Here is a 17628-nt window from a genome sequence, read left to right as displayed (position 1 = left end):
GCGGCTCAGCGGATCTCCTCGGGGATGCGGGGCAGGTCCCGTGACGCCGGTGTCGTGGGGAGCGCGCGGTCCAGGATGGCAGCGAGGTCGGCGGCGAAGGCCACCGAGGTGGCCGGATCGCGGACGGCGACCCGCAGGTGGTCGGGGGACAGGCCCGGGAAGGTGTCGCCGCGGCGCACGGCCCAGCCCCGCTCGCGCAGCCCCGCCCGCACCCGCGCGCCGTCGGGCACCCGCAGCAGGACGAACGACGACCGCGGCGTCCCGACCACCTCGGCCCTCGCCGGCAGCGCGGCCAGCAGCGCGGTCCGGTTCGCCCCCAGCTCCCGCGCCGCCGCCTCGGCCTCGGCCCGGGCGGCCGGCGTGGTGCAGGCGGCCAGCGCGGCCAGCGCGGGGGTCGACACCGGCCAGTGCGGCTGCTGCGCCGCCAGCGCCGCCAGGAGGTCCGGCGGTCCGAGCGCGTAGCCGACCCGCAGCCCGGCCAGCCCCCAGGTCTTGGTCAGGCTGCGCACCACGAGCAGGCCGGGGAGGTCGCGGCGCCCGGCCAGCGACTCCGGCTCGCCGGGCACGGTGTCGGCGAACGCCTCGTCGACCAGCAGCACCCGGCCGGGGCGGGCCAGCGCGGCCACGGCGGCGTGCGGGTGCAGCACCGACGTCGGGTTGGTCGGGTTGCCGAGCACCACCAGGTCGGCGTCTTCCGGCACCTCCCGCAGCCGGTACCCGGGCGGCTCCAGCAGCAGCCGCTCGACCGGCTGCCCGGCGGCACGCAGGGCGGCCTCCGGCTCGGTGAACGACGGGTGGACGACGACCGCCCGGCGGGGCGTGAGCGCCCGCGCGACCAGGGTGAACGCCTCCGCGGCGCCCGCGGTGAGCAGCACCTCCTCGACGGGACGGCCGTGCGCGGCGGCGACCGCGGCGCGGGCGGGGCCGGCGTCCGGGTAGGCGGCGGCGTCGTCCAGGGCCCGGTGCAGGACGGCGCGCAGCCACGGCGGCGGTGTCCCGGCGCGGACGTTGACCGCGAGGTCGACCAGGCCGGGGGCGAGGTCGGCGTCCCCGTGGTGGTCCAGGTCGTGGTCGAGGGTCACGAGGCGACTGCCACGGTCACCCGGCCGACGACGGTGCGGCCCACCAGCAGCGTCCCGCCGTCCAGCAGCGCCGCGGCCTCGGCGACCGACGGCGTCCCGACGGCGGCGGCCACCCGTGCGGACGGCGACGGCACCGGGACGGCGGCCAGCGCGGCCGCGGGGTGCCCGGTCAGCGGCCAGCCCCGGGCGGCGGCGGCGGCCACCAGGCCGGGCTCGGCGGCCCGGGCGTCGAGGGTGGCCAGCCGCACGCCCTCGGCGCCGGCGGGCAGGACGACGTCCACCGCGACCAGCACCTCGGCGGCGCTCACCCCCGGCCGCGCGCCCACGCCGACGATCACGGGGCCACCCCCTCGGGCAGCGCGGCCAGCAGCGAGCCGGCGTCGCGGGGCAGCGCGCCGTCGGGGAGCAGGCCGAGCGCGCGCAGCCGGGCACCGACGGTCAGCGCCCACGGGCGGTCCAGGCGGGCGCGGACGAGCAGCGCGTCGTCGGCCAGCACCTCGGCGGGCGCGCCCTGCACCACCGCGCGGTCGACCACGACGGCGACGTCGTCGGCCCAGCGCAGCGCGAGGTCGACGTCGTGGGTGCTCATGACGACCGTCGAACCCGACGCCCGGAGCCGCTCCAGCGCGGTCAGCGCCTCGGTCACCGCCGACGGGTCGAGGCCGGCGGTCGGCTCGTCGAGCAGCAGCACGCAGGGCCGCATCGCGACCGCGCCGGCGATCGCGACCCGCTTGCGCTCGCCGTAGGACAGCTGGTGGGTGGGCCGGCCGGCCAGGTGCCCGACGCCGAGCAGGTCCAGTGCCTCGGCCACGCGCTCCCGCACGGCGTCCTCGGGCAGGCCCAGGTTGAGCGGGCCGAAGGAGACGTCCTGGGCGACCGAGGCGCTGAACAGCTGGTCGTCGGGGTCCTGCAGCACCAGCTGGACCTCCTGCCGGTGGGCCCGCAGGCCGCCGCGGGTGTGCCGCAGCCGCTCGCCGTCCACCGCGACCGTGCCGGCGACCGGCTCCAGCGCCCCGGACAGGCAGCGCAGCAGGGTGGTCTTGCCCGAGCCGTTGGCGCCCAGCAGCGCGAGCCGGCGCCCGGCCGGGACGGTGAGCGAGGCGCCGTCGAGCACGCGGCGACCGCGCTCGTAGCCGGCGACCAGCCCGTCGGCGGTCAGCGTGCGGTGGCTCATGCGGCGGCGCCCGCGACGACGAGGCTCAGCGAGACCAGCGCCGCCAGCCCGGTGACGGTGGCGGCCCGGAACCCCGGGGACGACGGCAGCACCTCGGGCAGCACCCGCAGCCCGGTCTCCATGCCGCGGCCGGCGAGCCCCTCCTGCATGCGGCGGGCGCGGTCCCAGGAGCGGGTGAGCACCGCGGCGGCCAGCGCGCCCGACGAGCGCCAGCCGCGGCCGGCGGTCGAGTAGCCCATCCGCGCGGTCTGCGCCTCGCGGACGGTGCGCAGGCTGTCCAGCAGCACGAACAGCAGCCGGTAGGTCACGGACGCGACCTCGACGACGGCGGCCGGGACCCGCAGGCGGCGCAGGGCCGGCAGCAGGTCCGACATCGGGGTGGTGGTGGCCAGCAGCAGGACGGCGGCGCTCCCGGCGAGCGCGGAGCCGACCAGCGAGCCGGCGCGGGCGGTGGCGTCCGGCGCCCAGCCGAGACCGCCGGTGCCGACGGTGACGACCGAGGTCAGCGCGCCGACGGCGATGAACGCCAGCGGCCAGCGCACCGCCCGGCCGAAGGTGCGGGCCGGCACCCGCGCCGGGCCGAGGGCGAGGACGACCGCGGTGAGCCCGACCAGCACGCTGCCGGGCCAGGCGGGCAGGACCAGGGCGCACACCACGAGCCCGCCACTGAGCAGCAGCTTGTCGGCAGGGGAACGGTGGCGCCAGGCGCTGGCCCAGGCCGCGTCGTCGACGGCGAGACCGCTCACGGGCTCTCCTCGCCGGCGCTCGTCGGGCCCGTGGCGGCCGCCGCTGCCGTGTCCGTGCGTGACCTCGCGAGCTCGCTCACGTCCCGCCGTCCTCCCGTGCCCGCTCGGCCAGTCGGCGGCCGCGCAGCCGGCCGAGCACATAGCCGAGCACGCCGCCGCCGAGCGCGGCCTGCAGCGCGAACAGCCCCGACTCCACCTCGGCCGACGACGGGGAGAACACCGACTCGAACCACGGCTGCGCGCCCTGCGCCTCGGCCAGCTCGGCCGCCGCGGCGTCGGTGCCGGCGAACTCCGACGTCCCGCCGTCGAGCACCAGCGGGAGCGCGACCAGCGCGACCACGCCGAGGACCAGCAGCGCGGTGACCAGCCTCGATCCGGTCACCTGGCCGGCTCCGGCGCGGGTGCCAGCAGGCCGAGGCGCTCCAGCTCGGGGCGGGCGTTGGCGGTGAGCGCCCGGAACAGCAGCACGCCCAGCAGCCCCTCGCCGAGGGCCAGCGGCACCTGGGTGAGCGCGAAGACCGCGAGGAACTTGACCAGCGCGCCGGCGACCCCGGTCTCCGCGTCGGGCAGGGCGAGGGCCAGCTGGGTCGCCGTCGTGACGTAGGTGGCGAGGTCGGCGAGGACCATCGCGGCGAACACGCCGGCCAGCAGCCCGCCGCCCAGGCGGCGGGTGAACCGGTAGGCCCCGTAGCCGGCCCACGGCCCGACCACGGCGAAGGCGAACGCGTTGGCGCCCAGCGTGGTCAGCCCGCCGTGGGCCAGCAGCAGCGCCTGGAACAGCAGCACGACCGTGCCCAGCAGCGCCATCACCGGCGGCCGGAACAGCACGGCGCCGGCACCGGTGCCGGTCGGGTGGCTGGAGCTGCCGGTGAACGAGGGCAGCTTGACCGCGCTGAGCACGAAGGTGAACGCCCCGGCCGCGCCGAGCAGCAGCGTGCTCTCCGGCCGCTCGCGCACCTCGACGACGACCCGCCGGGCGCCGTGGACGACGAAGGGTGCGGCGGCCAGCGTCCAGCCGACCGCGTGCGTCACCGGCAGGAACCCCTCAGCGATGTGCATGCCGCGCCCCCTCCCGGACGGTCGCCGCGCAGGCGGCCACGAACCGCTCGGCGATGGCCGGGGACCCGGCCCAGTTCAGGTGCAGGTAGGACGCGTGCACGCCGCCCGAGACGAACCCCTCCGGCCCGCCACCGGGCCACCGCCAGGCCGGTGCGGGCCCGGCGGCGGGGGTGGCGACCGTGCGGTGGAACTCGTGGCCGCGCACCCGGGTGCCGGCCGGGGCGAGCACCGAGTCGCTGAGCGCGACGGCCTCCCGGTAGCCCAGGGTCAGCCGGTCGGACATCACCGCGTCGGTGTCCAGGACCCCGCACATCGGGACGCCGTCCAGGCTGCGGGCCAGGTAGAGCAGGCCGGCGCACTCGGCGGCGACCGGCCCGCCGTGGGCGGCGAGCGCGGCGATGTCGGCGCGCAGCGTCCCGTTGGCCGAGAGGTCCGCGGCGTGCACCTCGGGGAACCCGCCGCCGACCACCAGGCCCGCGGTGCCCTCGGGCAGGGCCTCGTCGCGCAGCGGGTCGACGGTCACCACCTCGGCGCCGGCGGCCTCGAGCAGCTCGGTGTTCTCCGCGTAGCCGAAGGTGAAGGCCGCGCCGCCGGCGACGGCGATCCGCGGCCGGCTCTCCACCCGGGAGACCTCGGCGGCGGGGTCCCACGGGACGGCGTCCAGGACGGGCGCCGTGCGGGCCAGCCGCAGGACGGCGTCCAGGTCGACCGCGCCGGCCACCACCTCGCCGAGCCGGCCGACGGTGGCCAGCGCCTCGGCCGACCGCTCGGCGGCGGGCACCAGCCCGAGGTGCCGGGACGGCGTCCCGAGCTCGGTGAGCCGGCGGACCGCGCCGAGCACCGGGACCCCGGACCCGCCCAGCGCGTCGCGGAGGATCTCCTCGTGCCGGTCGCTGCCGACCCGGTTGAGCACCACCCCGCCGAGGCGCACCGTCGGGTCGAACGTGGCGAAGCCGTGCACCAGCGCCGCGACGCTCTGCGCCTGGGCCGACGCGTCGACGACCAGCACCACCGGCGCCCGCAGCAGCCGGGCGACGTGCGCGGTGGAGGCGAAGCCCGGCTCCAGGCCCGGCCGCGTCGCGCCGTCGAACAGGCCCATGACGCCCTCGACGACGGCGACGTCCGCGTCGCGCGCGCCGTGCAGGAACAGCGGCACGACGCGCTCCTCGCCGACCAGCACCGGGTCGAGGTTGCGCCCGGGCCGCCCGGCGGCCAGGCCGGTGTAGCCGGGGTCGATGTAGTCCGGGCCGACCTTGTGCGGGGAGACGGCCAGCCCGCGGGCGGTCAGCGCGGCGACCAGCCCGGTGGCGACCGACGTCTTCCCCGCGTTGCTCGACGGCGCGGCGACCACCACGCGCGGGACCTCGCTGGGTGCCTTCCGCGCGCGGAAGGCGCCTCCGGGGCTCACCACTCGATCCCCCGCTGGCCCTTCTGGCCGGCGTCCATCGGGTGCTTGACCTTGGTCATCTCCACGACCAGGTCCGCGGCCTCGACCAGCGCCGGCGGGGCGTCGCGGCCGGTGACGACGACGTGCTGGCTGCCCGGCCGGTTCGTCAGGGTCTCCACCACCTCGGCGACGTCCACCCAGCCCCACTTCAGCGGGTAGGTGAACTCGTCGAGCACGTAGAAGCGGTGTGCCTCGGCGGCCAGGTCGCGCTTGATCTGCGCCCAGCCCTCGGCGGCGTCCCCGGCGTGGTCGATCTCGGTGCCCTGGCGGCGCGACCAGCTCCAGCCCGACCCCATCTTGTGCCAGACCACCGGCCCGCCCTCGCCGGTCTCGGCGTGCAGCCGGCCCAGCGCGGTCAGCGCGTTCTCCTCGCCGACCTTCCACTTGGCGCTCTTGACGAACTGGTAGACCGCGATCGACCAGCCCTGGTTCCACGCCCGCATCGCCATGCCGAACGCCGCGGTGGACTTCCCCTTCATCTCACCGGTGTGCACGGCGAGCAGCGGCCGGTTGCGCCGCTGCCGCGTGGTGAGGCCGTCCTGCGGGGTGACCGCGACCTGTCCCTGGGGCACGGGTCAGGCCGCCTCTCGCACGCTGCGGACGGTCGCGGCGAGCGACTCGGCGGCCAGCTCCTCCAGCCGCAGCGTCTGCGCGCCGAGCGCCGTCCCCAGGGCACCGGCCAGGCCGAGCCGGACGGGGCCGGACTCGCAGTCGACCACCACGCTGGTGACGTCGCCCGCGGCGAGCAGGCCGGCCGCCCGCCGGGCCTCGCCCAGGTGGTCACCGCCGCGAGCGCCGGTGGCCCGGCCGTCGGTGACGACGACGAGCAGCGGACGGCGCTGCGGATCGCGGACCCGCTCCACCCGCAGCGTGTCGTGCGCCCGCAGCAGCCCGGCGGCCAGCGGGGTGCGCCCGCCGGTGGGGAGCTCGGTGAGCCGGGCCGCGGCGGCCTCGACCGACCAGGTGGGCGGCAGTGCGAGCTCGGCGGCGGTGCCGCGGAAGGTGACCAGCCCGACCTTGTCCCGCCGCTGGTAGGCGTCCAGCAGCAGCGACAGGACGGCGCCCTTCACCGCGGCCATCCGCGCCCGGGAGCCCATCGAACCGCTGGCGTCGACGACGAAGAGCACGAGGTTGCCCTCGCGGCCCTCCAAGGTGGCCTGGCGCAGGTCCTCGCGGGCGATCCGCAGGCCGGGGCCGGTGCGCCCGCGGGCGACCTGGTGCGGTGCGGCGGCGAGCACGGTGCCGGTCAGGTGCAGCCGGGTGACCGCGCCGGTGGGCCGGGTCGCGCCGACCACGCGGCCCCGGTCGCCGCGGGCCCGGGAGCGCCGGCCGGCGACGCCCGCGCCGATGCCGGGCACCTCGAGACGGCGGGCGCGGAACGGGTCGGCGGGTGCGACCGCGGCCCGCTCGGGCGCCTGACCTGTCTCGGCCTCCCGGCTGCCATTATCGCGATATTGGCCGTCCTCGGGCGCGGGGCCGTCGCCTTCCGCGCGCGAATGGTCGTCCGGGCCGCCGCCGTCCGACGGGGGAGGGGGAGTGCCGCCCCCGCCGCCGTCGTCGTCCGGGTCGCCCTCGTCCGGGTCGCCCTCGTCCGGGTCGCCGTCGTCCTCGGGGCGGGCGTCCTGCAGCGCCTGCTCGAGGGTGTCGTCGTCCAGGCCGGGCGCGTCGAAGGGGTTGCGGCGCCGGCGGTGCGGCAGGGCGAGCCGGGCGGCGACCCGGACGTCGTCCTCGGTGACCTCGTCGCGGCCGCACCAGGCGGCGTGCGCGATCGCGGCGCGGGCGGTGACCAGGTCGGCGCGCAGCCCGTCGACGTCGAACGCGGCGCACACCGCGGTCACCTGGCGCAGCGCGCCGTCGGAGAGGACGACGTGCGGCAGCCGGGCGCGGGCCTCGGCGATCCGGCGGGCCAGCCCCGCCTCCTCGGCGGCCCACGTCGCGGCGAACCCGGCCGGGTCGGCGTCGTACGCGAACCGGCGGCGCACCACCTCGGCCCGCTCGGCCGGGTCCCGCGGCGCGGCGACCTCGACGGTCAGCCCGAACCGGTCCAGCAGCTGCGGGCGCAGCTCGCCCTCCTCGGGGTTCATCGTCCCGACCAGCAGGAAGCGCGCCGCGTGCCGCACCGAGACGCCCTCGCGCTCGACGTAGGCGGTGCCCAGCGCCGCGGCGTCGAGCAGCAGGTCGACCAGGTGGTCGTGCAGCAGGTTGACCTCGTCGACGTACAGCACCCCGCGGTGCGCGGCGGCCAGCAGCCCGGGCTCGAAGGCCTTCACGCCCTCGGTGAGCGCCCGCTCCAGGTCCAGCGAGCCCACGACGCGGTCCTCGGAGGCGCCCACCGGCAGCTCGACCAGCCGGGCGGGGCGGGTGTGCCCGGGCGCGCCGGGATCGTGGGGGCCGTCGGGGCAGGCGGGGTCCGGGGCGGCGGGGTCGCAGGCGAAGCGGCAGCCGAGGACGACGTCCACCGGCGGCAGGACGGCGGCCAGCGCGCGCACCGTCGTCGACTTCGCCGTCCCCTTCTCGCCGCGCACCAGCACGCCGCCGACGGCGGGGGAGACGGCGTTGAGCAGCAGGGCGAGCCGCATGTCGTCCATGCCGACGACGGCGCCGAAGGGATAGCTCACGTGTGGCACGTGTCCTCTCCCCGGGTGTCCACGCCCGGAGGTGGCAGGAGGCGACGGCGGGAGTTCCTGGCTCACCGGCGGGTGCCGGCTCACAGTGGCGGGACCGCGCCGGAGTCGCACCGGGCTTCCTCCACTGCCGTCGCTGTGGCGGCGCCATCAGACCACGGCGGCCCCTCCGGGTGACACCCCGCCTCGTCTCTTGACGGATCGGAAAGTCGCGGTGCACTCTTTCCGTCATGGAAAGCAATGAGCTCGACGACCGCGCCGCCGCGGAGGCGGAGTTGTCCTCCCTGCGGGCCGACCGCACCGCGCTGGCCGAGCGCGTCCTCGTGCCGTGGTGGTACGACGCGCTGCTCAGCCTGCTGGTCTTCGGCCTGCTCAGCTCCTACTCGGCGCGCAGCAACTGGGTGACCCTGCCCGCGGTCGCCGTGTTCCTCCTCGGCCTCGGCGGCATGAAGGTGCTCTACCAGCGCCTCACCGGGGTGTGGGTCAACGGCTTCCGCAAGGGGGCGACCCGGCGGGCGATCCACGTCTGGCTGGCGGCCTACGCGGTCCTGCTCTGCGCCGCTGCGGTCGCCGAGTACCTGCTCGACCTGCGCGGGGCCATGGTGGTGGGCGGCGCGGTGATCGCCGTCGTCCTGTACGCCGTGAACCGGTGGTGGACGCGCATCTACGTCGCCGAGCTGCGCGAGGGGCTGTGACCGCGGTCGCGCCGCGCTTCGACGCGGTCATCCACCCGCCACCCCGGCTGCAGGTCTGCGGGCTGCTGGCCGCGGTCGACACGATGGACTTCGCCGCCGTCCGCGACACCGTCGGTGTCAGCGACTCGGTGCTGTCCAAGCACGTCAAGCAGCTCGAGGAGGCCGGTTACGTGCGGGTCCGCAAGGCCACCCGCGCCTCCCGGCTGCGCACCAGCCTCGCGCTCACCGAGCAGGGCCGGGCCGCGTTCGCCGCGCACGTCGCCGAGCTGCGCCGCATCACCGGCGGCTGAAAGAGGACCCCGCTGCCCCCCACCACTCGCAGGCTCGCGGCGGGACCCTGCAGCGGGGCCGGGCAGAGTGGGGGCGTGGCAGGACGGGCGGCTCGGGTCGCGGACGCGGCGCTCGTCGTGGCCGGCGCGCTCGCCGCCACCCTCGCCTTCGACGTCCTCGACCTGCCCTCGCCGTCGCTGTTCGGCGGGCTGCTCGCCGGGCTGGTGCGCGGGCTGGCCGGCCGCCGCCGGCTCGTCGTCCCGAAGCCGGCGACGACGGCGGCCCAGGGGCTGATCGGCGTCTCCATCGGCGCCCTGGTCGACCTGGAGACCCTCGAGGCGATCGGCCGCGACTGGCTGCCGGTCCTGCTGGTCACGGTCGGCACCCTCGTGCTGAGCGTGCTGGCCGGGCTGCTCATGCGCCTGCAGCCCGGCGTCAGCCCGGTCACCGGCGCGTTCGCGATGGTCGCCGGCGGCGCCTCGGGCATCACCGCGATGTCCCGGGAGCTGGGCGCCGACGACCGGATGGTCGCGGTCCTGCAGTACCTGCGGGTGCTGCTGATCGTCGTCCTCATGCCCGTCACCGCGACGGCCGTCTTCGGGGCCGACCCCGGCGCCGGCGGGACGACGGTGGACGACGCCGGGCCCGGGTGGCCGGCGGGGCTGCTGTTCGCCGCGGTCTGCCTGCTGACCGGTGCCCCGCTGGCCCGCCTGCTGCGGATACCCGTGCCGGCGCTGCTCGGGCCGATGCTCGTGGCGGCCGGCCTCGACCTCGGCGGGCTCTCGGGCGGGGCGTCGGTGCCCGCCCCGCTGGCGGTCGGGGCCTTCCTGGTCATCGGGCTCATGGTCGGGCTGGCCTTCGACCGCGACAGCTTGCGCACCATCGGCCGCGCGCTGCCGCTGGCGCTGGTCGCCATCCTCGGCCTGGTCGCCGCCTGCGCCGGGCTGGGTGCGGTGCTGGTCGCCACCACCGGGGCCGGCGCGCTGGACGCCTACCTCGCCACCACGCCCGGCGGGCTCTACGCGGTGCTCGCCACCGCGCAGGACAGCGGCGCCGACGCCACCTTCGTGCTCGCCGTGCAGGTGCTGCGGCTGTTCGTGATGCTGCTGTCCGCGCCGCTGCTGGCGCGCTGGCTGCGCCGTACCGGGGCCGATTGATCCCCGCGCACCGCGCCGCGGCCGCCGGTCGCGCCTACCCTCGACCGGGTGCCCAGGGAGGTGAGGGAGCTGTCCGAGGACACGACCGGCACGGACGCCGGCGCGCAGGACGCGGTGCTGCTGTACGTCGGTGGCCCGCTCGACGGGCGGGTGGAGATCCGCGAGGCGCGGCACGGCGAGCCCCTGCCGACCGTCACCCACGTGCACCTGCACGGCGGCCCCAAGGTCGTGCACCGCTACGACCTGACCCCGCTGGGCCCGCAGGCAGGGGTCTACACGCTGCGGCCGCGGCAGCCGGCGCGGGACCAGTCCGTCGCCGAGTGAGCCCGGCACCTCCTGGCGTCCGTCACCCCCGAGGCCTGACGGACGGCACTGGCGCGGGGGATGCCCCGGCGGCCACGGTCGGGGGGTGACCGAGGACGACGTCCGTGCGTGACCCCGTGCTGTGGCTGCACGTCGCGGCCGGCGTGGCCGGTCTGCTCAGCGGGCCGCTCTGGCTCGCCGTCCGGCTGCGGGGACGCCGGGGCGACGGCCTGGCGCGGGCCTACCTGCTGGCGGTGGCGGCGGTCGCCGGGAGCGGCGCGGTCCTGGCCGTCACGGCGCCGGGACTGGCCTGGCTGCTGCCCGTGGCCGTGCTGACCGGGGGACTGGCGGGAGCCGGCGCGCTGGCCGGGGTGCGCGACTGGCCGCACTGGCGGAGCCTGCAGCCGCACCTGCTGGGCGGCTCGTACATCGCCCTGGTCACGGGCGCTCTCGTCGTCTCCACCGGTGATCCGGTGTGGTGGGTGCTGCCTGCCCTCGTCGGCCAGCTGCCCATCGCCGTCGCCAAGCGACGGCTGCACCGGGAGACCGGGGTGGCCGCGGTCGCTCACCGCCGGCGCAGCACCAGCGCCAGGTAGCCGAACTCGTCGCGGTGCGCCCGCCGGACCTCGACCTCGCGGCGCACCTCGGCCAGGACCGCCGCCGTCGCGGCGTCCGGGTCCGGCCAGGCGTCGACCGCGGCGGCGAGCGGGCCGTGGTACTCGTCGGTCCAGTCCCCGTCGGGCAGCAGGTGCGTGGCCAGGACGTCGTACCCGGCCGCCCGGGCCGCCGTGACCAGCGCCGCCTCGTCGCGCATCCCCGGGTACGCCGCCCAGAACCCGCGGGCCTCCTCGGAGGGGCCGGCCGTCGTCCAGACCGCGTCGGTGAGCACCAGCACCCCGTCCGGTCGCAGCAGCCGCCGCCACTCCCGCAGCGCGCGGTCCACGCCCATCAGGTAGGCCGCGCCCTCGCACCACAGCAGGTCGAACGCCCCGTCGGGGTGGGGGAGCGCGGTCATCGACGCCCGCACGACGGCGACCGGGAGCCCCGCGGCCGACGCCGCGGCGCGGGTGCGGCGCAGGAAGGGCTCGTGCAGGTCGACGGCGGTCACCCGGGCCCCGGCGCCGGCCAGCACCAGCGACGCCCGCCCGGGGCCGCAGCCCACGTCGAGGGCGCGGGGGGACGGCGGCAGCGGTGCGGCCAGGCCGAGCAGGGTCCGGGTGGTCGCATCCGAGCCGACGCCCTCGCGGGGCAGGTCGCCGTGCAGGGCCCAGAAGACCTCAGCGGCGTCCACCCGGCGCAGCCTGCTCCCCGGGAGCCGTGCGGTCGACCGGTGTGCCGAGGGTCAGCCCCGGTGCAGCGCCCGCACCGCGGCGACCACGTCGTCGAAGACCGCGCGGTCCAGCGCCGCGCCCTCACGGCGGGCCGTGCCGGGCGGCAGGAGGAGCAGGCGGTCCAGCCGCGCCTCGCTGGGCCGTCCGCGCGGGTCCCAGCCGCCGCGGCCGACGTCCATCCAGCGGCGGCCGTGCCGGGCCTCGTCGGCGGCGTCCCGGTCGTGGTCCTGGCTGGACAGCAGCAGGCCGACCAGGTCGGCGCCGCGGCGGCCCACGACGAGCACCGGGCGGTCCTTGCCGCGGCCGTCGCCCTCGTCGTAGGGCACCCACGCCCACACGACCTCGCCCGGGTCCGGGTCGCCGTCGTCCTCGGGGCGGTGGACGAGGTCGACGCCGGCGAGGCCGCCGGCGAGGTCGCGGACGCCGCGCGCCGGCGTGCCGCGGTCGGCGGCGACGGGCGGGGAGTCGGCCGGCGGGGGGTCGGCCGGCCCCATGGCCGTCCGCACCAGCGACCTGAGCACCCGGGACAGGGAGAGGCGGGCCATCCCCGCACGCTACGGGCCACGCCGGGGGGTGTCGCGGACCTCGTGTGTCCCACGTGACACACAGGCACCAATTCGTCACGCCGGCGGTTCGACCGGCCGAGAACAGGGCACCATGTCCACACGGGGGCGGGGCGCAGCCATCCCCGGGAGAGGGGGGTCGTCATGACCTCGGCTGAGCCGCTTCCCCCTGCTTCGCCGCGGGGGCGCGAGGTGAAGGCGAGCGTGCTCGCCGCCTTCCAGCTCGTGGAGGACGCACGCTATCTGGGCGCCGGCCGCCGCAGCCGGTCCCGCCGCCGGGCCCTGGCCGAACGCACGGTCGCCTACCGGAGGCTCGCCCGCGACCTGCGCGCCGGGTAGCCCCCGCAGGGCGGGCCCTCTGCAGGCAGCGGGACCCCGTCCGCCTCACCGTGGGAGGACCCCGTCCTCCCCACCCCTCGCTCCGCTCGGGGCGGTGCCCCGGACGGGGCCGGCGACGAGCTCTGGACGGGGCCTGGTGCGAGCCTGCTAGCGGCGGGGCACAGGGGGTCGTCTGTCAGGCGACGCAGAACTCGTTGCCCTCGGGGTCGGCGAGCGTGGCCCACTCGTACGGCCCCTGCGCGCCCCGGTGCAGCTCGGTCGCGCCGAGCCGCACCAGCCGGGCGACCTCGTCCTCGCGCCGTCCCGGGCCCACGTGCAGGTCGAGGTGCACGCGGTTCTTGACCGTCTTGGCCTCGGGCACCCGCTGGAACAGCACGCGGGGGCGGCCGGGATCGGGGGAGTTCAGCGCCGCGCCCGACCGCCACACCAGCGCACCGCGGTAGGTGGTGGTGTCGGCCTCGGTCGCCGCGCCCGTCTCCACCATGCGGCGGATGAACGCCTCGTCCTGCTGCTCGACCTGCCAGCCGAGGGCCTCGGCCCACCAGTCGGCCAGCCCGTGCGGGTCGGCGGAGTCGACTACGACCTGGACATCGGTGGCCATGCGCGGACGGTAGGGCACACCGCTGACGGGTTCCGACCTCCCTGCCCGGACCCGTCGTGAGCCGGCGAACGGTGGGGGGCAGGGAGGTCCTCCGTCAGAGCTCCGTCGCCAGCTCGGCGCGCATCTCCGCCTGTCCGGGCAGGGGCGTGTCCAGCCCGCAGTGGTCGCGCAGCACCTCGCCCAGCGACGGGAAGGCCGAGCGCTCCACCTGACGGTCGGCGTCCCACAGCCCCGAGCGCATGACCGCCTTGCCGCACTGGAAGTACGCCCGCTCGACGGTCAGCACCAGCACCGACCGCGGCGGGCGGCCGAACTCGGTCAGGTCCACGCCGAGGTCGTCCGGTCCGACGAGGGTCGCCGTCCCGAAGACCTTGAGGGTCTCCTCGACACCGGGCACGAAGAACAGCAGGGCGGCGCGCGGGTTGCCCACGGCGTTGCGGAGACCGTCCACCCGGTTGTTGCCCTGCCGGTCCGGGAGGGCCAGCGTCCGCTCGCCGAGCACCCTCGCGAACCCCGGGTCACCACCCCGCGGGGAGACGTCCGGCCAGCCGTCGGGAGCAGCCGTGGCCAGCGTGGCGAACGGCGACAGCGCGATGAAGGCCCGGCAGTGCCGGTCCAGGTGGTCGATCACCTTGTCCTGCACCAGCTGGGAAGGCGGTCGGTAGCCGGCCAGGACGTCGGCAGCGGTCTCCACGGGTGCACCGTAGCCCGGCTAGCGTGGCCCTCCGTGCCCGCGCAGTGGAGCTCCCCGGTCCGGTACGTCGAGTGCGACCAGCAGGGCGTGGTCTTCAACGCCCACTACCTGACCTGGGCCGACGAGGCCTCCAACCTCTGGTGGGCGTCGCGCGGCCTGCCCTGGGACGAGCTGGTGGCCCGCGGGGTGGAGCCCGTGGTGAAGGCCAGCTCCCTGGAGTGGTCGTCGTCGGCCCGGTGGGGCGACACCGTCGCCGTGGACGCCGAGACGGAGGAGGTGGGCCGCACCAGCGTGGCCGTGCGGTTCACCGTGCGCGTCGGCGAGCGGGTCTGCTGCGTCGTCCGGAACACCTACGTGGGCATCGCCGACGGGCGCTCCACTCCCTGGCCGGACGACGTCCGGGCGGCACTCACCGAGGGCTGAGCGCGTCCCCGGGCGGGAGCAGCGGCAGGCCGGCCGGGACGCCCTCCTCGACCAGCCGCCACAGCGCGTCGGTGTCGGCGTGCTCGGCCACCAGGTCGCCGAGGGCGTCCAGCCGCCGCTCCCGGACGGCGGCGAAGTCGGTGTCCGGCGCCGGCCGGAAGCGGCGCCCGGCCACGCGGGCGACCTCGGTGAGGAACGCCCGGCGGAAGCCGTCGTCCTCCAGCGCGCCGTGCCACGTCGTGCCGAAGACCGAGCCGGCGCGGGCGCCGTCGAGGAACGGCTCGGCGGGAGGGTGGTCGCAGGCCCAGTCCACGGTGACGACGCCGTGGTGGATCTCGTAGCCGCGCACCTGCTGCCCGAGCGCCGTGCCCACCGGGCGGCCGAGGGTCTTGTCCGGCGCGAAGCGGACGTCGGCGGGCAGCAGGCCGAGCCCGGGCACGGTGCCGGCCCGTGACTCGACGTCGTCGGTGATCGTGCGGGCCAGCATCTGGTGGCCGCCGCAGATGCCCAGCACCGGCCGGCCCGCGGCGGCGTGCCGGGCGACCGCGTCGGCCAGGCCGGTGCGGCGCAGCCAGCCGAGGTCGGCCACCGTGGCGCGGGTGCCGGGCAGCACGACGAGGTCGGCGTCGGCGAGCTCCTCCGGCCGCGTGGCGTAGCGGACGAGCACGCCCGGCTCGGCGGCCAGCGCGTCGAGGTCGGTGGAGTTGGACAGCCGCGGCAGCCGGGCGGCGACGACCCGCAGCGCGTCCTCGCCGTGCGGCGGGCCGGCCGAGGAGACGCCGGTGGGGATGCCGAGGGAGTCCTCGACGTCCAGCGCGGCACCGGGCAGCCACGGCAGCACGCCGAGGGTCGGGCGGCCGGTGAGCGCGGTGAGCCGGTCGACGCCGGGCCGCAGCAGCCGGACGTCGCCGCGGAACTTGTTGACCAGGAAGCCGGCGACCAGGCGCTGGTCGGCCGGCGGCATGAGCGCGACGGTGCCGTAGAGGGCGGCGAAGACCCCGCCGCGGTCGATGTCGCCGACGACGACCACCGGCAGCCCGGCGGCGGTGGCCAGGCCCATGTTGGCGATGTCGTCGGCGCGCAGGTTGATCTCGGTGGGGGAGCCGGCGCCCTCGCAGACCACCACGTCGAACCGGGAGCGCAGGTCGGCGAGGCTGGCGAGCACCTGCTCCAGCAGCGCGGCCTTCATCGGCCGGTAGGACAGCGCGGTCACGTCCGCGACCGCCCGGCCCAGGACGACGACCTGGCTGGAGTCCTCGCCGCCGGGCTTGAGCAGCACCGGGTTCATCGCCGCCTCGGGTGCGACGCGGGCGGCCGCGGCCTGCATCACCTGCGCCCGGCCGATCTCCGCGCCGTCCGGGGTGACCACCGAGTTGTTGCTCATGTTCTGCGCCTTGAACGGGGCCACCGAGACCCCTTGGCGCACCAGCCAGCGGCAGATGCCGGCGGTCACGACCGACTTGCCGGCGTCCGACGTCGTCCCGGCGACGAGCAGGGCGCCGCCGGAGGCCGGGCGCCGCGGAATGGCCCCGCTCATGCCGCCGGCTGCCCCCAGCCGGCCTTCTCCTGGCCCGACAGCTCGGCGATCGCCTCCATGATCCGGTCGGTCACCACCCGGCGGGCCCGGCCGTTGCGGGCCATCCCGCGCTGCTCGGGGAAGGTCAGCGGTTCGCCGAAGGTGACCGACACCTTGTGCGGACGCGGCCACCGGGAGTCCACCGGCTGCACCCTGTCCGTGCCGTGCACGGCCACCGGGACGACGGGGCAGTCGGCGGTGAGCGCCAGCCAGGCGACCCCGGTCTTCCCGCGGGCCAGCCGGCCGTCGCGCGAGCGGGTGCCCTCCGGGTAGATGCCGAAGCCCTCGCCGCGGCGCAGCACGGCCAGCGCGGTGTCCAGCGCCTCCTGCGCGGCCCGGGAGGTCTGCCGCTGCACCGGCATCGCACCGAGCGCGGTGAACAGCGTCCGGGTGAGCCAGCCGCCGACGCCGCGGCCGGTGAAGTACTCCGCCTTGGCCAGGTAGTGCACGCGGCGCGGTGCCGACAGCGGGATCACCATGCTGTCGATGAACGACAGGTGGTTGCTCGCCAGGATCACCGGGCCGGTGAGCGGCACGTTCTCCCGCCCCGTGACGCGCATCCGGAAGGCGATGCGGAACAACGGGCGCAGCAGGAACCGGACGACCAGGTAGAGCACGCCGCGTTCCCCTCTCGGGTCGGGGACCGCCGGCGGCCACCGGCGACAGCGGCATCATCCCGTGCGCCCCGGGAGCGGTCCGCTCCCGGGGCGCACGGCGCGCCTGGCGTGTCCTAGTGGTGCGGCCGGGGTGGGCAGACGTCGCGGACGAGCGCCTGGATGTCCTCGGGCAGCCCGGCGTGCCCGGCCGCCGACTCGACGATGGCCACGGCGACGTCGCGCACCTTGCGGTGGGAGTTGCTCGAGATGTGCGCCAGCAGGTCGAAGGCCACCTGCTCACCGCAGCTGGTGATCAGCATGAGGATGCCCTTGGCCTGCTCGATGGCGGCCCGGCTGCTCATCGCGGTGCGCAGCTGGCTCACCTCGGTCTCCAGGGCGGTGACCCGGTCCGCCCCGGCGTCGGCGGAACCCGCGGGGGACGCCGGCGGGCGCGGCTCCGGGGGTACCTCGACCAGCACGCCCTCGAGGGCGTCGACCGCCCCGGCCGCGTCCAGGACGGGCTCGCCGACGAGGACGGCGGGACGCTCCCCGCCGCCGCGGCTGCCCAGCCGCACCCGCAGGGCGAAGGGCGCGCCGGTGGCGCAGGCGCCGGCGATCGCGTCCAGGGCGCGCGGCCGGTCGCCCTGGTGCAGGGACCGGACCAGCAGCTCGGTGCACGGGTGGGCGCCGTTGGGGGCGAGGTTGAGCAGCACGGACATCTCCGGGGACCAGGTCCACGTGTCGGCCCCCCGGTCGTACCGGTAGCGGCCGGCCAGCCGCCGGGCGGACGGTGCGGGGCGTGCCGGCTGCGGTGCCGGACGGGCGCTGGAGGCCGTGCTGCGGGGGAGCGTCGGGTACGGGGTCGTGGTCATGTCGACTCCACGGGGTTGCTGCCGGGCCGAACCTGGCCGGGGCGCCGCGTGCCGTGTGTTCGACCACCGCGGTTCA

Annotated in this window: 23 protein-coding genes and 1 riboswitch; of the genes, 7 read left to right on the top strand and 16 right to left on the bottom strand. The window is 77.3% G+C overall.

All coding sequences use genetic code 11. The features are described from left to right. Positions 1-5 precede the first annotated feature (5 nt). The 9 genes from cobC to BLR12_RS03080 form a co-directional block, all read right to left on the bottom strand. Positions 6-1082 carry an Rv2231c family pyridoxal phosphate-dependent protein CobC gene (gene cobC, locus BLR12_RS03120; protein WP_091373274.1) on the bottom strand — a complete coding sequence of 359 codons (1077 nt, stop codon included), beginning with the start codon at positions 1080-1082 and terminating at the stop codon, positions 6-8. Beyond that, complete coding sequence (locus BLR12_RS03115; RefSeq protein WP_091373271.1) at positions 1079-1420, bottom strand: cobalamin biosynthesis protein; 342 nt, start codon at positions 1418-1420, stop codon at positions 1079-1081. The genes cobC and BLR12_RS03115 overlap by 4 nt, the downstream gene beginning before the upstream one ends. Further along, the gene (locus tag BLR12_RS03110; RefSeq protein ID WP_091373268.1) at positions 1417-2256 is read right to left on the bottom strand and encodes an energy-coupling factor ABC transporter ATP-binding protein; all 840 of its coding nucleotides are present in this window, start codon (positions 2254-2256) and stop codon (positions 1417-1419) included. The genes BLR12_RS03115 and BLR12_RS03110 overlap by 4 nt, the downstream gene beginning before the upstream one ends. Beyond that, complete coding sequence (gene cbiQ, locus BLR12_RS03105; RefSeq protein ID WP_091373265.1) at positions 2253-3002, bottom strand: cobalt ECF transporter T component CbiQ; 750 nt, start codon at positions 3000-3002, stop codon at positions 2253-2255. Before cbiQ ends, BLR12_RS03110 begins: the two co-directional genes overlap by 4 nt. Before the next feature lie 76 nt (positions 3003-3078). Continuing rightward, positions 3079-3384: an energy-coupling factor ABC transporter substrate-binding protein gene (locus BLR12_RS03100; protein ID WP_091373262.1), complete on the bottom strand. Its 306-nt coding sequence runs from the start codon at positions 3382-3384 to the stop codon at positions 3079-3081. Then, complete coding sequence (locus tag BLR12_RS03095) at positions 3381-4061, bottom strand: energy-coupling factor ABC transporter permease (protein WP_091373259.1); 681 nt, start codon at positions 4059-4061, stop codon at positions 3381-3383. Before BLR12_RS03095 ends, BLR12_RS03100 begins: the two co-directional genes overlap by 4 nt. Continuing rightward, entirely contained in the window at positions 4048-5469 is a 1422-nt protein-coding gene (locus BLR12_RS03090) for a cobyrinate a,c-diamide synthase (RefSeq protein WP_091373258.1), read from the bottom strand. Before BLR12_RS03090 ends, BLR12_RS03095 begins: the two co-directional genes overlap by 14 nt. Next, positions 5466-6080: a cob(I)yrinic acid a,c-diamide adenosyltransferase gene (gene cobO / locus BLR12_RS03085; RefSeq protein ID WP_091373255.1), complete on the bottom strand. Its 615-nt coding sequence runs from the start codon at positions 6078-6080 to the stop codon at positions 5466-5468. The genes BLR12_RS03090 and cobO overlap by 4 nt, the downstream gene beginning before the upstream one ends. 3 nt (positions 6081-6083) lie before the next feature. After that, complete coding sequence (locus BLR12_RS03080; protein ID WP_091373253.1) at positions 6084-8126, bottom strand: putative cobaltochelatase; 2043 nt, start codon at positions 8124-8126, stop codon at positions 6084-6086. 60 nt (positions 8127-8186) lie between these two features. Continuing rightward, positions 8187-8257: riboswitch (cobalamin riboswitch) on the bottom strand. Between the two features lie 105 nt (positions 8258-8362). Here BLR12_RS03080 and BLR12_RS03075 point away from each other — a divergent pair. The 5 genes from BLR12_RS03075 (at position 8363) to BLR12_RS03055 (ending at position 11153) form a co-directional block, all read left to right on the top strand. Beyond that, positions 8363-8827 (top strand): hypothetical protein, encoded by a 465-nt coding sequence (locus tag BLR12_RS03075; RefSeq protein ID WP_091373250.1) that lies wholly within the window; start codon positions 8363-8365, stop codon positions 8825-8827. Continuing rightward, positions 8824-9117 carry a transcriptional regulator gene (locus tag BLR12_RS03070; RefSeq protein WP_091373247.1) on the top strand — a complete coding sequence of 98 codons (294 nt, stop codon included), beginning with the start codon at positions 8824-8826 and terminating at the stop codon, positions 9115-9117. The genes BLR12_RS03075 and BLR12_RS03070 overlap by 4 nt, the downstream gene beginning before the upstream one ends. 75 nt (positions 9118-9192) lie before the next feature. After that, entirely contained in the window at positions 9193-10254 is a 1062-nt protein-coding gene (locus tag BLR12_RS03065; protein WP_091373245.1) for an AbrB family transcriptional regulator, read from the top strand. Positions 10255-10302: 48 nt separating this feature from the next. Then, the gene (locus BLR12_RS03060) at positions 10303-10578 is read left to right on the top strand and encodes a hypothetical protein (protein ID WP_255363257.1); all 276 of its coding nucleotides are present in this window, start codon (positions 10303-10305) and stop codon (positions 10576-10578) included. 104 nt (positions 10579-10682) lie between these two features. Then, a complete protein-coding gene (locus tag BLR12_RS03055; RefSeq protein WP_091373241.1) occupies positions 10683-11153 on the top strand; it encodes a hypothetical protein in 471 nt (156 codons plus the stop codon). Here the strand turns inward: BLR12_RS03055 and BLR12_RS03050 are convergent. After that, positions 11123-11848, bottom strand: coding sequence for a class I SAM-dependent methyltransferase (locus BLR12_RS03050; protein ID WP_091373237.1), 726 nt, complete (start codon positions 11846-11848; stop codon positions 11123-11125). The genes BLR12_RS03055 and BLR12_RS03050 overlap by 31 nt on opposite strands. A 51-nt stretch (positions 11849-11899) precedes the next feature. Continuing rightward, positions 11900-12433, bottom strand: a complete 534-nt coding sequence (locus BLR12_RS03045) for a type II toxin-antitoxin system PemK/MazF family toxin (protein WP_218120515.1) — start codon at positions 12431-12433, stop codon at positions 11900-11902. Between the two features lie 222 nt (positions 12434-12655). On the opposite strand from BLR12_RS03045, the gene BLR12_RS25000 reads away from it, so the two are divergent. After that, positions 12656-12790 carry a hypothetical protein gene (locus BLR12_RS25000; RefSeq protein WP_255363256.1) on the top strand — a complete coding sequence of 45 codons (135 nt, stop codon included), beginning with the start codon at positions 12656-12658 and terminating at the stop codon, positions 12788-12790. A gap of 175 nt (positions 12791-12965) precedes the next feature. Here BLR12_RS25000 and BLR12_RS03040 read toward each other — a convergent pair whose 3' ends face one another. Both BLR12_RS03040 and BLR12_RS03035 read right to left on the bottom strand, forming a co-directional pair. Beyond that, positions 12966-13391, bottom strand: coding sequence for a VOC family protein (locus tag BLR12_RS03040; protein WP_091373235.1), 426 nt, complete (start codon positions 13389-13391; stop codon positions 12966-12968). Between the two features lie 94 nt (positions 13392-13485). Then, complete coding sequence (locus BLR12_RS03035; RefSeq protein WP_091373233.1) at positions 13486-14085, bottom strand: MSMEG_1061 family FMN-dependent PPOX-type flavoprotein; 600 nt, start codon at positions 14083-14085, stop codon at positions 13486-13488. A gap of 33 nt (positions 14086-14118) precedes the next feature. On the opposite strand from BLR12_RS03035, the gene BLR12_RS03030 reads away from it, so the two are divergent. Continuing rightward, on the top strand, positions 14119-14508 hold the full coding sequence (locus BLR12_RS03030; RefSeq protein WP_091373231.1) for an acyl-CoA thioesterase: 390 nt from the start codon (positions 14119-14121) through the stop codon (positions 14506-14508). On the opposite strand, the gene BLR12_RS03025 is transcribed toward BLR12_RS03030, so the two are convergent. From BLR12_RS03025 to BLR12_RS03015, 3 genes are all read right to left on the bottom strand, one after another. Next, a complete protein-coding gene (locus tag BLR12_RS03025) occupies positions 14495-16045 on the bottom strand; it encodes a cobyric acid synthase (RefSeq protein WP_091373227.1) in 1551 nt (516 codons plus the stop codon). The genes BLR12_RS03030 and BLR12_RS03025 overlap by 14 nt on opposite strands. Further along, positions 16042-16701 (bottom strand): lysophospholipid acyltransferase family protein, encoded by a 660-nt coding sequence (locus BLR12_RS03020; RefSeq protein ID WP_091373224.1) that lies wholly within the window; start codon positions 16699-16701, stop codon positions 16042-16044. Before BLR12_RS03020 ends, BLR12_RS03025 begins: the two co-directional genes overlap by 4 nt. Positions 16702-16814: 113 nt before the next feature. Further along, the gene (locus BLR12_RS03015; RefSeq protein ID WP_091373222.1) at positions 16815-17552 is read right to left on the bottom strand and encodes an ANTAR domain-containing protein; all 738 of its coding nucleotides are present in this window, start codon (positions 17550-17552) and stop codon (positions 16815-16817) included. Positions 17553-17628 lie beyond the last annotated feature (76 nt).

Origin of the sequence: Geodermatophilus sp. DSM 45219, from assembly GCF_900104025.1 — a bacterium.
Lineage (GTDB): Bacteria > Actinomycetota > Actinomycetes > Mycobacteriales > Geodermatophilaceae > Geodermatophilus.
The sequence above is the reverse complement of the archived record's forward strand: the minus strand, read 5'-3'. Positions and strand labels throughout refer to the sequence as shown.

What these genes read in the sequence shown, in the direction of transcription:
- BLR12_RS03075 (WP_091373250.1), top strand. Translation starts at nt 8,363, where the DNA reads ATGGAAAGCAATGAGCTCGACGACCGCGCCGCCGCGGAGGCGGAGTTG.
- BLR12_RS03025 (WP_091373227.1), bottom strand. Translation starts at nt 16,045, where the DNA reads ATGAGCGGGGCCATTCCGCGGCGCCCGGCCTCCGGCGGCGCCCTGCTC.
- BLR12_RS03095 (WP_091373259.1), bottom strand. Translation starts at nt 4,061, where the DNA reads ATGCACATCGCTGAGGGGTTCCTGCCGGTGACGCACGCGGTCGGCTGG.
- BLR12_RS03015 (WP_091373222.1), bottom strand. Translation starts at nt 17,552, where the DNA reads ATGACCACGACCCCGTACCCGACGCTCCCCCGCAGCACGGCCTCCAGC.
- BLR12_RS03040 (WP_091373235.1), bottom strand. Translation starts at nt 13,391, where the DNA reads ATGGCCACCGATGTCCAGGTCGTAGTCGACTCCGCCGACCCGCACGGG.
- BLR12_RS03045 (WP_218120515.1), bottom strand. Translation starts at nt 12,433, where the DNA reads ATGGCCCGCCTCTCCCTGTCCCGGGTGCTCAGGTCGCTGGTGCGGACG.
- BLR12_RS03110 (WP_091373268.1), bottom strand. Translation starts at nt 2,256, where the DNA reads ATGAGCCACCGCACGCTGACCGCCGACGGGCTGGTCGCCGGCTACGAG.